The sequence below is a fragment of the Synechococcus sp. JA-2-3B'a(2-13) genome, assembly GCF_000013225.1.
Lineage (GTDB): Bacteria > Cyanobacteriota > Cyanobacteriia > Thermostichales > Thermostichaceae > Thermostichus.
This window is the reverse complement of the sequence record NC_007776.1, coordinates 807682-820397: the sequence shown is the minus strand read 5'-3', so window position 1 is coordinate 820397 and position 12716 is coordinate 807682. Positions and strand designations below refer to the sequence as shown.

At 58.9% G+C, this 12716-nt stretch carries 11 protein-coding genes; 9 read left to right on the top strand and 2 right to left on the bottom strand.

Annotation, left to right across the window (positions count from 1 at the left end):
• Positions 1–368: 368 nt before the first annotated feature.
• From CYB_RS03770 to CYB_RS03740, 7 genes are all read left to right on the top strand, one after another.
• Entirely contained in the window at positions 369–839 is a 471-nt protein-coding gene (locus CYB_RS03770) for a hypothetical protein (protein ID WP_011432434.1), read from the top strand.
• Between the two features lie 220 nt (positions 840–1059).
• Positions 1060–2067, top strand: a complete 1008-nt coding sequence (locus CYB_RS03765; protein ID WP_238376887.1) for a leishmanolysin-related zinc metalloendopeptidase — start codon at positions 1060–1062, stop codon at positions 2065–2067.
• 114 nt (positions 2068–2181) lie between these two features.
• Positions 2182–2463, top strand: a complete 282-nt coding sequence (locus CYB_RS03760) for a hypothetical protein (protein ID WP_011432432.1) — start codon at positions 2182–2184, stop codon at positions 2461–2463.
• Positions 2464–2522: 59 nt separating this feature from the next.
• Complete coding sequence (locus CYB_RS03755; protein WP_011432431.1) at positions 2523–2888, top strand: hypothetical protein; 366 nt, start codon at positions 2523–2525, stop codon at positions 2886–2888.
• On the top strand, positions 2888–3787 hold the full coding sequence (locus tag CYB_RS03750; RefSeq protein ID WP_011432430.1) for a DMT family transporter: 900 nt from the start codon (positions 2888–2890) through the stop codon (positions 3785–3787). The genes CYB_RS03755 and CYB_RS03750 overlap by 1 nt, the downstream gene beginning before the upstream one ends.
• An 82-nt stretch (positions 3788–3869) precedes the next feature.
• Complete coding sequence (locus CYB_RS03745) at positions 3870–4982, top strand: hypothetical protein (protein ID WP_011432429.1); 1113 nt, start codon at positions 3870–3872, stop codon at positions 4980–4982.
• Positions 4983–5012: 30 nt separating this feature from the next.
• Positions 5013–6314, top strand: coding sequence for a class I SAM-dependent methyltransferase (locus tag CYB_RS03740; RefSeq protein WP_011432428.1), 1302 nt, complete (start codon positions 5013–5015; stop codon positions 6312–6314).
• A 141-nt stretch (positions 6315–6455) separates the two neighbouring features.
• Here CYB_RS03740 and CYB_RS03735 read toward each other — a convergent pair whose 3' ends face one another.
• Positions 6456–7151, bottom strand: coding sequence for a hypothetical protein (locus tag CYB_RS03735; RefSeq protein ID WP_041436270.1), 696 nt, complete (start codon positions 7149–7151; stop codon positions 6456–6458).
• A 256-nt stretch (positions 7152–7407) separates the two neighbouring features.
• Between CYB_RS03735 and CYB_RS03730 the strand changes: the two genes are divergently transcribed.
• A complete protein-coding gene (locus CYB_RS03730) occupies positions 7408–8478 on the top strand; it encodes a glycosyltransferase family 4 protein (protein ID WP_011432426.1) in 1071 nt (356 codons plus the stop codon).
• Between the two features lie 131 nt (positions 8479–8609).
• Positions 8610–10775 carry an amylo-alpha-1,6-glucosidase gene (locus CYB_RS03725; protein ID WP_011432425.1) on the top strand — a complete coding sequence of 722 codons (2166 nt, stop codon included), beginning with the start codon at positions 8610–8612 and terminating at the stop codon, positions 10773–10775.
• Between the two features lie 144 nt (positions 10776–10919).
• Here the strand turns inward: CYB_RS03725 and CYB_RS03720 are convergent, their stop codons facing one another.
• A complete protein-coding gene (locus tag CYB_RS03720) occupies positions 10920–12686 on the bottom strand; it encodes an ABC transporter substrate-binding protein (RefSeq protein ID WP_011432424.1) in 1767 nt (588 codons plus the stop codon).
• Positions 12687–12716 lie beyond the last annotated feature (30 nt).

Sequence of the window (12716 nt, the reverse complement as noted above, 5' to 3'; positions counted from 1 at the left end):
TGTCCCTTTTGTCTGGAGATTGCACCTTGTAGTGGCCTGTGCCCTTTTTGGAAGGCTGTGATAAAGTCGATAGAAGCAAAGCTATGGATTGATTTTGCCTTGAGAGCAGTCTGAGCCCTGGGTAGGCGGAATGGAGCGAGTTGTTCTGTTGTTGCACTGGGTTAACTGGATAAAGCAGGGCAGGCTACTTCTCTCTTTTTTAGCTGATTAAAGTTTTTGTAAAGTTACGGATACCTGTTGCTTGTCAACCATAACCGCGCCTAGAATTGCCGAGGACTGATGTTTTCGGAGATAGTTTGCAGACACTGTTGATGTTGCTTTCCTTTTGCCTACTCTCAATCTGTTGACCTTTCGAGACCGACTGCTCTATGACAGACACTCATCCCTGTGCCCCCTGTATTGTGAATACGGGAACTTTGGTGAACAAGCGGGATATTTACCGACTCCTATCCGATTTGGCCCGTGTTCGCTACTTCGATATCGTCGATGGCTCAGTGCGGAAGCAAGGGGAAGGCTGCGTGGTGGATGTTTTTCAGGATCCCACTGCTGCCACACTGGTGGTAAACCGTAGCCTCTACTTAAATGTGAACAGCTTTGACTATGCCTGTCTGCGGGATCCCGCTTCCGAAGAAGAGATGGCCAACCTGGGCAAGGAGCAGCCGGGCGTGGTTATCGACTTGGTTCAGGACGGACGTATTCTGCGCTTGGTTCCCCTGGTGGAGCCGCGTTCGGATCCCGAGGAGCTCTTGGGGGATAACCAGGCGTTGCGGGCAGCGGTGGATGTTTTGGCTGCGGGCTGGGGCATAGAAGAGGAAAACTCTTCCGACTCCTCAGATTGAGAGATCCTGACCTGAAAATATAGACCTCCAAACCCATCTCTTCCTGGCCTTGAAGTTGACCGGTGCGGTGTGACGCAAATCATGCTCGGGAGGATGGTTGCAGCCGGTATGATCCAACTGGGCCGTGAGGCTCTTTGCGTTTGGGGGTGGTGTGAAGGTTTTTTCGGGGCAGCGACAGCTTCTGGGGAAAGTATGGGGTCTGCGTCTGCTTGGATCCCTGGTGGCTGTGCTTCTGGTACTGGTGCTCAAGGCCTGCGGGGGAAGTGGTGGCTCCTCTTCTGTGAGTGTCATTCCCACTCCCATTCCAACCGTCATTCCCACTTCTACTCCAACTGTCGTTCTCACCCCTACTCCGACTGTCATTCCTGCCCCTTTGCCCTCGCCAACGACTGCCCCTGTTTCCCAGTTCACCATTGACGTTCGCTTTCCCGACAACAGTCTCACTCCTACCCAGCAGTCGATCATCCGCAATGCCGCTCTGCGCTGGCAACAGATCATCGTTGGTGACCAGCCGGATCTGCCCCCCACCACCATTCGGGCCGACGAATGCGATCGAGGGTTTCCCAGCACGCCACTCAATTTCCCCATCGACGATCTGTTGGTGGAGGTGCGGGCCAGAAATCTCGGCGACGAGCGAATTTTGGGGGGAGCTGCTCCCTGTTTTGTACGGGCCTCTAATGGTCTGCCTTTTTACTCCGTAGTTCTGTTCAACAGTCAAAATCTATCTGCCCTGGAAGAACGAGGGGATCTGCCCATTACCGCCCTGCACGAGTTGGGCCATGCCTTGGGCTTCTTGCCCATCGTCTGGGATCCCAAGGGGCTAACGGTGGGCTTGGTGGGACGGGATCAGCCTACGCCCCCTGGCTACGATCCCCGCTTTATCGGCCCTAGGGCAGTCAGCGCCTTCACTAGGCTGGGAGGAAACGCGCCCTCTGTGCCCTTGGAGAACCAGTTTGGGGAGGGATCCCGAGATTCCCATTGGCGGGAGAGCGTCTTGGGCCGCGAGCTGATGACCAGCCGCATCGACCGGGGGGTAGCCAACCCCTTAAGCATTCTCACCGTCGAAGCAATGGCAGATATCGGCTATGACGTGAACCCGGCAGCGGCGGATGGCTTTGCTTTGGGGCGCAGTAGAGGGATCCCTCAGCCTTTGGAACTGCAGGAGCTGGAGTTGATCCTGCCCCTACAGCAATTTGACGCCGAGGGCAGGCGGGTGGGGGATCCCTGAGAAAAAGAGCATATTTACTCATGGCCAAGATGCTGCTTCTTAACAATAATGAAGGTCAAGTTGTACAACTTCACAACTTCGACAATCTCTCACCTCATTTCTTTGCAATGAGCCATGGGTATCCTCAAGAAGCTTTTCGGCGGCCTGTTCTCCTTTTTCGGCATTCTCTTCGGCGGCTTGGTGGATTTTGTTACCGGGCCTTTTCGTTCTGCACCAGCTTCTCCCAGCTCTGCTCCTGCGGCTACAGCAACTGCTCCTGCCAACAAGCCCAAGGTGGTGGTGGAGAAGCCTTTTGTGCCCAATGAGATCTCGGCTCCGCGTCCTAACCGTCGCCCTGGCCCGGCTTTGGATGTGTTCCGGGCTATGGTTCAGGAGATCCCTTCGGCGCGGGCTTAGTCTGCCCATCTTCGGGAGCAGCTCGTAAGATGGAGGTGAAACGCTGGAGACTGCTCTCTATGTCCGATCTCTCTTTCTCAGAACAAGAACGGCTGAAACAGCTTGAGCGTGAACTGGAGCAGGCGGCTGCAGCCTCTCGGGAGTCGGGAACATCCGTTGCGTCTCGGGGGAAAAGTGCCGTTCGAGCTTGGATTGAGACTTGGGGGCGTCCACTGGTGACGGTCTTCGCCATTCTGGGCTGTATTCTTCTGGTTGGGCTGTTCTTCCGGGTTTTCGGCACTGTTCTCAGGTGGGCGGTGGTGGCGGGGTTGGGCTACCTGCTCTACGCCTGGGTGGTGGCACCGCGGCTGGGCCTTCCCACCGGAGCTAAGTCGAAGCCAGAGGACGGCGGTAGCGGTGCGGAGCACCATCTCGACAGCTTTTGATGCCTAGGGATCCCTGGCGAGCCTATGCTTACCTGGCGGCGGCCATCTTGGGCTGGGCTACGGCTGCCAGCGCTTTTAAGTTTGGGTTGCGGTACCTGTCGCCGACGGTTCTGCTGATTTTTTCGGCCTTTAGCTCTTGCCTGATCCTGGGGATCGTTTTGGTGGTTACAGGGCGGGCAGGGTTCCTCGGCAAGCAGAGGGGATCCCAAATCCGCCTGTCGGCCCTTCAGGGGCTGCTCAACCCCTTCGGCTACTATGGGGTGTTGTTCCAGGCTTATGACCGTCTGTCGGCTCAGGCGGCGATGGCTCTGAATTACACTTGGCCGCTGGTGCTGGCTCTTCTGGCGGTGCCGCTGCTGGGAGAGCGCTTCCGTTGGCGGCTGGTGTTGGCCTTGGGGGTGAGCCTGCTGGGGGTGGTGCTGGTGGCTACGGGGGGATCCTGGGGCACCTTGCAGGTGGAGGATCCCTGGGGGGTGCTGCTGGCGGTGGGCAGCTCTGGACTCTGGGCGCTCTATTGGCTACTCAATGTGCGGGATGGGCGAGATGCGGTGCTGAAGCTGTTTATGGGGTTTCTCTTCGGCAGCCTCTATGGCCTGCTACTGCTGCCGTTTCAGGAGGTCTCTTGGACAGTTGCGGGGCTGGGTTGGGCAGCTTACATTGGTCTGGCGGAGATGGGCTTAACTTTTGTGTTTTGGCTGCGGGCTTTGGAGTTGGCGGGCCACCGGGGATCCCTGGCCAACTGGGTGTATGTGACGCCCTTTTTGTCGTTGGGGTTGATTGCGGTGCTGTTGGGCGAGACGATTGCGCTGGGATCTGTGGTGGGCCTGGGCTTGATCTTGGCGAGTAACTTGTGGGGATCCCATAGGGAAAAGCCCCCCGCGGATCCTGTTCTGTCCTGAGGCGGTTGCGTTCGCGCCAGCGGGACGGAGTCCTATCGCGTTAGCGGGACGGAGTCCTATCGCGTTAGCGGTGCAGAGCACAATGAATCCCGTTCCTCTCTATGTGGCGGCAACAGCGCACGGGTTTGGGCACGTTACCCGTCTGGCGGCAGTGGTGAATGCTTTGCTGCGGCAGGATCCCCATGTTCTGCCCATCTTTGTTACGCCGGCTCCCCGCTGGCTCCTGGAGCGTTACGTGGAGGGGAAGTTTCTCCATCGGCCGCGGGCGTTGGATGTGGGGGTGGTGCAGCCGGATGGGCTGCAAGCGGATCTGCCGGCTACGTTGGCTGCCCTCAAGGCGTTTAAAGCCAGCGCTGCGGAGCTTGTTCGAGAAGAAGCGGATTTCATTCGAGCCCAGGGGGTGCCTTTGGTGTTGGCGGATGTGCCGCCCATTGCTGCGGCGATTGCCCAGGCTGCTGGGATCCCTTGCTGGATGGCCAGTAATTTTGGCTGGGATTTCATCTACCAAGAATACGGCCCGGAGTTTCAACCGTTTGTGGCCTGGATCCAGGAGCTCTATGGGCAATGTGACCTTCTGTTTCGCCTGCCCTTTAGCGAGAGCATGGTCGCGTCAGCGGTGCGGAGCACTAGCGCTTTTCCGCGTCAGCAGGAGGTGGGGCTGACGGGATCGGATCCCCGCTACCCACCAGAAGAGGTCGCCGCCCAGTTGGGGTTACACCCGGATCAACCCAGGGCTTTGTTCACCTTTGGCGGGCTGGGGGTGCAGGGGTTTCCTTACGAGCGGCTCCAAGATTTTCCCGACTGGCAGTTTCTCACCTTTGATCCGGAAGCTCCCCCCTTGCCCAACTTGCGGGTTTTGGATGGGCGGGTGTGGCGACCGGTGGATGTGATGCCCCTCTGCCGCTGGGTGGTGTCCAAGCCGGGCTATGGCACTTTGGCAGAGGCCCTGCGCAGCCGCACACCTATGGCCTGTGTTACCCGCTCTGGGTTTGCCGAGTCGCCGTTGCTGGTTGAGGGTCTGCAGCGCTACGGCTGGCATCGCATTCTCTCGCCAGAGGAGTTTTTTCAAGGATCCTGGGACTTTTTGCGGGATCCCGCCCACCCACCCCAGAGGCCGGATGGATTGGATCTGCAGGGGAATGAAACCCTGGCTGCTGCCTTAGAGGCATTCCTGCGGGGAAGGGATGCCGGGTAGCATAAAGGGCAGCTTCCTGCAGCGGATCCCATGGCCAGCAGCTCGACAGAATCTCTGCGGCAACTGTACGAAGAACTGCCCTACCCCAATGTTTCCATTGAGGCCTCGGGCCGCAACGCCATTGACGGGTTGTACCGCCTAAGTTTGACCACCGCCCAATACGCCCGCACCCGCGCCATTGTGCCCAGCGAAGGCGCTCTCATTTTGAATGCTGGCTGCGGCTCTGGCTGGGAAACGTTGATCCTGGCGGAGGCCAATCCAGGGGCGCGGCTGGTGGTGTGCGACCTGTCAGCAGAGTCGGTACGGGTGACGGAGCGACGCTTGCGCTACCACGGTTTTGGAGAGGTGGAGTTGTATGTTCTCGACCTGTTGGATATCGAACAGTTGGGGTTGGAATTTGACTTCATCAGCCTCAACGATGTGCTCTATCTGCTGGACGATCCGGTGGCGGGGCTAAAAGCCCTCAAGCGGGTTCTCAAACCTGACGGGATCCTGCGGGCCAACCTACATCACGCCTACCAGCGGGAGGTCATCTTCCGCATGCAAGAGGCGTTTCGGCTGCTGGGGCTATTTGATCTGCCCACCCCTGAAGCCTGTCAGCGGGTGCGGGAATTCATGGCCAGTTTGGCCTCGGACGAAATGCGGGCAGCCCTGCGCTGGAACCCTGAGATCTACAAAGACGACACCAACATCCGGGCCAACTACCTCTTGCCAGGAGACAAGGGCTTCCTGATCCCCGACCTGATGCGCATGCTCGCAGACGCCGATCTGGGCCTTGTCTGCTTGGTGGACTATGCCGACTGGGATCCGGCGCTTTTGTTCAAGGAGAGGGCCATGCCCCCCTGGTTGCAAGCTGAGCTGGACAAACTCTCGCCTGCCGACCAGAATCACTTTTATGAGCTGATCTACCCCAACCATCGCCTCATTGACTTTTGGGCGGAACACCCCGGCTCTTCCTTGGTCTTGCCCTGGAGCGACGCCGATTGGCTGGGGGGCAGAGTGCAGCTCAACCCCATCCTGGCCGACAACGTCGAATTTCGCCAAAGCTTCGCCAAAGCCTACGAGAAGAAGCTGGAGTTTGCCATGAATTGGCCGGGATCCAGCTATGGGCGCCTGACCATCTCAGCCCCTCAGATGGCTTGGTTGGGATCCCTGTTGCAGGGGCCAACGCCGGTGAAGGCCATGATTGAGCAGGCAGCTCAGGTCAACACGTTAGAGCCGGAAGCGGCCCAGGAGGAGGTGCTCACCTACCTGGCAGGGCTGGAGTCGTTTTTGTTTGTGATGTTGGATCCTGCACCCGTTCCAGGAGAAGGAGTTTTTCCAATCGCTTGAGATCCCCGAGCCTTTCTCCCAAGGGTAGAGGGAAGCCAATGGGCCGGTTCACGGCAACTTGGAACGACTATTGAGGGATTGAGGCTCTGCCGGGCTGCAAGAACGGTCTTGGGCAGATGTCAGATGGGAAGAGATCCCTCTCTAGCGATCCACCAGGCGCAGCTCGAAGGTGAGGATGTTGGCGGCCAAAATCTCCAAAGCCCCGCCCTCGATAAGGTCGCGAGTGAGGGCAGCTCCGGAGCCACTTTGTTGGATCAATTCGCGGCTGCGGCGCACCGTCTCTTGTCGCTGGGGATCATCCACAACCACCTGCCGCTGATTGGACAGGCTGAGGCGATAGAAATTGGGCAAATCTCCCCGGGTGGCATCAATGGCCAGATTGGTCTCTTCGGGGGCCACACGGAAGGGGGCGCGAGCGGTGAGCAGAGCCACCTGAATATCTTGATCCCGCCCATCGAGACCCTGCAGCTCGGAGATATCGATCTGGAAATTGAGGGTATCGCGGTCACGGGTAAGGCGATTAACCCGTACCTGGTTAAAGCCAACGGCAAACTCTCGTTCCGGCTCTCCAAACCGCTGGATGGTGGCTTGCAAGACCGACTCTTCGTTGAGGGGGGTAACCCGAATGAGGTAATCCCAGTCCCGCACAAAGGTGTACTCGTTGAGCCCCACACGGACGTTGGGATCCACCAAGTTGGCGGTAGGGCCAGGGCTGCCGGCCCGGCTGAGAGCTACCATGTACCAGTAGTTGGGGCTGATGGGCAAACCCAGGGTCATGCGTACTTCCAGCACTGGCCGCGCCCAAGCGGCAACAGCCGTGAGAGCCGTTATGGCCATGGCTCCCAAGCAACTCCACAGCCAGCGCTGAGGAGGAAAATTAAGCTGCGGCGGGCAAGAGCAAGTGATGGCTGGGGTTCTCATTCAAGCCTCTTCAACTCTCCGGCAGGTGGCGGCAGCCTGAACTCCTTTCCTGCTCACTCTGGAACAGTCTAGCCAGGAATGGCGTGCCCTCAACAGGGGATCCCAAGGGTCGGCGGCGGAGCGCCAGCAGAAGTTTTCGTTAAGCAGTGATGATTCGGTGTGGAGGATGGCTATGCGCATTGCTCAGATTGCCCCTTTGCATGAGAGTGTGCCCCCCAAGCTCTACGGCGGCACCGAGCGAGTTGTGTCTTGGCTCACCGAAGAGCTGGTGCGGCGGGGGCATGAGGTGACGTTGTTTGCCAGCGGCGACTCCCAAACCCAAGCTCGCCTCATCCCCTTTCGGGAGCGGGCTTTGCGTTTGGATCCCACGGCCATCGACACAGTGGCTCCTCATATTTTGATGGTGGAGAAAGCCTTTCAGATGGCCGACGAGTTTGACATTATCCACGGCCACATCGACTACTATCCCTATGCCCTGGCCCGTCGCCACCCGCAGGTTTCTTTTTTGGCCACCCTACACGGGCGACTGGACATTCCGGAGCTGCAGCCCCTCTACACCGAGTTTCAGGACATTCCGGTGGTCTCCATCTCCAACGCCCAGCGGCTGCCGCTGCCCCAGGCCCGCTGGGTGGGGACGGTCTACCACGGCTTGCCCCTGGATCTCCACCGTTTCTATCCAGAAAAGGGGGACTACCTGGCCTTTTTGGGCCGGGTCTCCCCGGAAAAAGGGCTGGACACGGCTATTGAAATTGCGGCGCGGGCAGGGATGCCGCTGAAGGCTGCTATCAAGATCGATGCGGTGGATCGCCAGTACTACGAGTTAGAAATTAAGCCTTTGGCCAGTCGCCACCCCAATGTGGAGATCATAGGGGAAATCACCGACCAAGAGAAAAGCGAGTTTTTGGGCAAGGCCTATGCGGTGCTGTTTCCCATCCGCTGGCCGGAGCCCTTTGGGCTGGTGATGATTGAAGCGATGGCCTGTGGCACGCCGGTAATTGCCACCCGTTTTGGCTCAGTACCCGAGGTAATGGCCGACAGGCGCTCCGGCTTTATTGTCGACTCGGTGGAGGAAGCAGTGGAGGCTGTGGAGAAGGTGGGATCCCTGAGCCGAGCCGGGGTGCGGCAGGTGTTTGAGGAGCGGTTCAGCGTGGAAAGAATGGTGTCGGACTACGAGGCTCTCTACCGCCAACTGGTGAACGAGCGGCAGGAGATGTCGCGAAGAAGGCAGCTTAATAAGGCTTAGATGGGCCAAGTAGCAGCTAGGGCTGCTGGGCTGCATCGGGGGGCCCCTGCTTCTTCGCCTTCTTTGAGTGGACCGATAGCAGTAAGCTGTTCGCGTAGGAGACCGGCTGGATAGGGATCGAGAAGACCGAGATGGCAGAAGACATCATCCAAATTCAAGATCAGTACTACATCCGGGCCAGCGCCTCTTGGGTGGAGGCACGCTCTCATGTTCTCAAGCATGACAACTGCTTTGCCATCTTTGACCGGCGAGGGAACATGCGCCCCCTCGGCATCCGGGATCATGGCCTCTTCCGGGACGACACCCGCTTTTTGTCCCGCTGGGTGTTGGACTTGCAGGGAAAGCAGTTCCTGCTGCTCAGCTCAGAGGTGCGGGAAGACAAAGATATTTTGGCGGTGGATCTGACCAACCCGGAGTTCACCACCTCAGAGGGGCAGTTTATCGGTCAAGATACCCTGCATGTTCTACGGACTACTTTTCTGTGGAACAACGTAGCCTACGAGCGCATTCGCATTCACAACTACGGCTCGGAGCCGTTTCGCGTGCCGATTACCCTGCGCTTTGAGGCGGACTTTGCCGATATTTTTGAGATCCGGGGCATCCGACGGGCCCAGCGGGGTCAAGTGCTGCCGGCCCAGGTGAACCCTGAGGGAGTGGTTCTCCGCTACCGCGGCTTGGATGGAGTGGAGCGGCAAACCCAGTTGCAATTTTTGCCGGCGCCGGAGCTAGTGTCGGAGAAGCTGGCGCAGTGGTGGGTGCCTTTGGCCCCGCAGGAGGAACGGGATTTGGAGCTGAGGGTGATCTGCAGCTACGGCGGGGAGGAGATCGCCCCTTTGACCTACCAGGAGGCTCTGCAGGCGGAGCGGGAGCAAAGGGCTTCCTTGCGGGCGCAAGCCCACCGGATCGACACCGGCAATGCTCAGTTTAACGATTGGCTCAACGCCTCACGGGATGATCTGCTGATGATGCTCACCCGCACTCCCTACGGGCTTTATCCCTATGCGGGGGTGCCTTGGTTTACCACGGTCTTCGGGCGCGATGCCCTGATCACCGCCCTGGCCACTCTCTGGTGGTTTCCAGACTTGGCGCGGGGGGTGCTGCTGTATCTGGCGGCCCACCAGGCCCAGGAGGTGGATCCCAGCCGCGATGCCGAGCCTGGCAAGATCCTGCATGAGCAGCGCTCCAGCGAGATGGCCAAGACGCGCGAGATCCCCTTTGGCAATTATTTCGGCAGCATTGACTCCACCCCTTTGTTTGTGGTGCTAGCAGGGCGCTACGTGCGCCGCAGCGGCGATCTAGAGCTGTTGCGGCAGCTCTGGCCAAACATCGAAGCAGCCCTGCACTGGATGGACACTTACGGGGATGCGGACGGGGACGGCTTTTTGGAGTATGCCGGCAAGGCGCGGCGGGGCCTGCGCAACCAGGGCTGGAAAGATTCTGAAGATGCCATCTTCTACCCGGACGGATCCCTGGCAGAACCCCCCTTGGCCCTGTGCGAGGTGCAGGGCTATGCCTACGAAGCTAAGCAGTTGGCAGCAGAGATGGCCGAGCTGCTGGGGCGGCAAGAGCAAGCAGCCCAGTTGCGACAACAAGCGGAAAAGCTGCAGCAGCAGTTTTGGGATCACTTCTGGTGCGAAGAGTTGGGGGGCTATGCCCTGGCTTTGGATGGCCAGAAGCAACCCTGCCGGGTGCGCAGCTCCAACATGGGCCACTGTCTGTTTTCGGGGATTGCCCATCCCGAGCATGCTGCCTGCATTGCCCGGCAACTGCTGGAGCCAGCTTTCTTCAGCGGCTGGGGGATCCGCACAGTGCCGGAGGGAGAGGGGCGCTACAACCCCATGTCCTACCACAATGGCTCCATCTGGCCCCACGACAATGCCTTGATTGCCGCAGGCTTATCTCGCTATGGCTTCAAGGGCGAAGCGGTGCGGGTCTTGACAGCGCTGTTCGATGCCAGCCAGTTTCTGGAGCTGAAGCGGCTGCCTGAGCTGTTTTGTGGCTTTCGGCGGCGACAGCGGGAGGGCCCCACCCTTTATCCGGTGGCCTGTCTGCCCCAGTCTTGGGCGGCGGCCAGTGTGTTTTTGCTGCTGCAGGCTTGTCTGGGGCTGGAGATCGACGGGCTGGCTCAACGGGTACATTTAACCAAGCCCACTCTGCCCCTGTGGCTGCCCCATGTCATTCTTGAGAATGTGCAGGTGGGCCAGGGATCCCTGGACATCGGCCTCTATTTACAAGCGGGGGGAGTGGGGATCAACATTCTCAGGAGTGCGGGGGACGTGGAGTTGACGGTGAAATAGTTGCAAAATTCAAGACATCCGCAACCCAACCTACAACTAAGTTTCACCTGCCAAATGTGGCGATAGGGACACAACTCAACAGTTCAGACAGCCTCTCCCTATCCCACATCATCAGATGCATCATCAGACACGTCATCAGAAGTTCTACTCTTGAATGTAGAGCTGATCCAAATTCCACAAGGGCCCCAGAATAGGTCGGGGATCCACCCCTTGAATGCGGTTGCGCAGGGCCGAGAGAACCAGGGGGTTAAAAGTGCCGATTTGGGGCAGTTGTTCCTGAATGATGATTTGAAACCGGTCGTAGAGGGCTTTGCGCTTCTCAAACTCCAGTTCCCGCACCCCTTCAATAAAGATGCGGTCGATCTCCCGTTCCCAATCGCTGACCTCAACCCCTTCTGCCGGGTTGCCGGGCAAATCTCCCAGATTGAAGAGGTGCAAACGGCCATCGCTGCGCCAGATGTTGGAGCCGTTGTTGGGCTCGGTGCCGCCGCCACCAAAGCCCAGCAGCAGGGTTTCCCAGTCGCGGCTATCGGTGCGCTGCACCAGGGTGTTGAAGGCGATGGGGGTAAAATCAACGGTGATGCCGATCCGCTCCAGATCAGCTTTGATCAACGCGCCGGTGGCCTCCCGCTGATTGTTGCCGGCGTTGGTGAGCAAGGTGAAACGGACACGGTTGCCCTCGGAATCCCGCAGGTGGCCCTCAGCATCATAGGTGTATCCGGCATCGAGGAGCAGTTGCCGCGCTTTTTCAGGGTTGTAGTCGTAGGTGGGCAAGCCCTCTTCGGGGCTGAGGTAGAAAGGGCTGGCGGGGGAGAAGACCGAGTGCTGGATCTCGCCCAACCCTTGCAGGACGCTATCGACGTAAAACTGCCGGTTCATGGCGTGGGCCACCGCCCGGCGGAAGTTCAAATCGTTAAACCAGCGGCTTTTGACGGGATCCACAAAAGGCCGCCCGGTCTGGGGGTTACGGGCGCGGCTGAGGTTGAAGGCAAAGAAATAGTTGTTCAATGTCTGGCCGAGATTGTAGATGGTGAACTGATCCCGTTCTTCTTCCCGCTTCAAGAGCTGAAAATCTCTCCCCCGCACCGAAAACACGTCGGTCTCGCCGGAGCGAAACTGCAGCAGCGCGGTGTCCTCTGAGTCCACAATGCGCAGGATTACCCGTTCAATGCGCGGGATCCCTTCCCCTTTCCAGTAATAGGGGTTGGGCCGGTACACCAGCCGCTGGCCGGGGGTGTATTCCTGCAAGATATAGGGGCCGGCCCCCACCAACTCCTGCACCGGCGTGTCGATACCCCAGGTTTGCAAGAAAAGGGGGTTGCCCTGGCTGTCCACCTGCTCGACGGTGGGCTCGAGGATGTGCTTGGGCAAAATGGGGGATCCCGCCTGCAGCAGAAAGGGAGCGAAGGGCTCCGGTAAAATAAACTCAATCCGCCGCTCGTCCAGGGCCCGCACCTGAGGCAGTGCTCCAGCTTCTCCAATTCGCTGCACATCCCGCGCAGAAGTCGGGATCCGCTCGTTGAAGATGATGCGGTTAAAGGTAAAGTCCACATCTGCTGCTGTCAGAGGCTCTCCATCCGACCAGCGCAGCCCTTCCCGCAAGGTAAAGACATAGCGCAAGCCGTCCTCAGACACTTCCCAGCCTTCCGCCAGCTCCGGCTTGGGCAGGAGGGTATCTTCATCGAGGGTGACCAGGCCCGCCTCTAGGTAGGCGATGGCGTCGCGGCTGGAGCTCTCGGTGGCCAGATAGGTGTTGAAGGTTTTGGGATCCGAGGTAACGGTGGCAATGAGATGGGGCGGGCGGGCGGGAGCAGCACAGGCGCCAAGCCAGAGGAGGAGGATCCCTAGGAATAGGGGAACAAAAAGGCTTCTCTTGAGCTGCTCTGTTGAGGTGGTGTTTTGGCCTGCCATTTCCTTGGCTGAGTATCCGAGCAAGTTTGA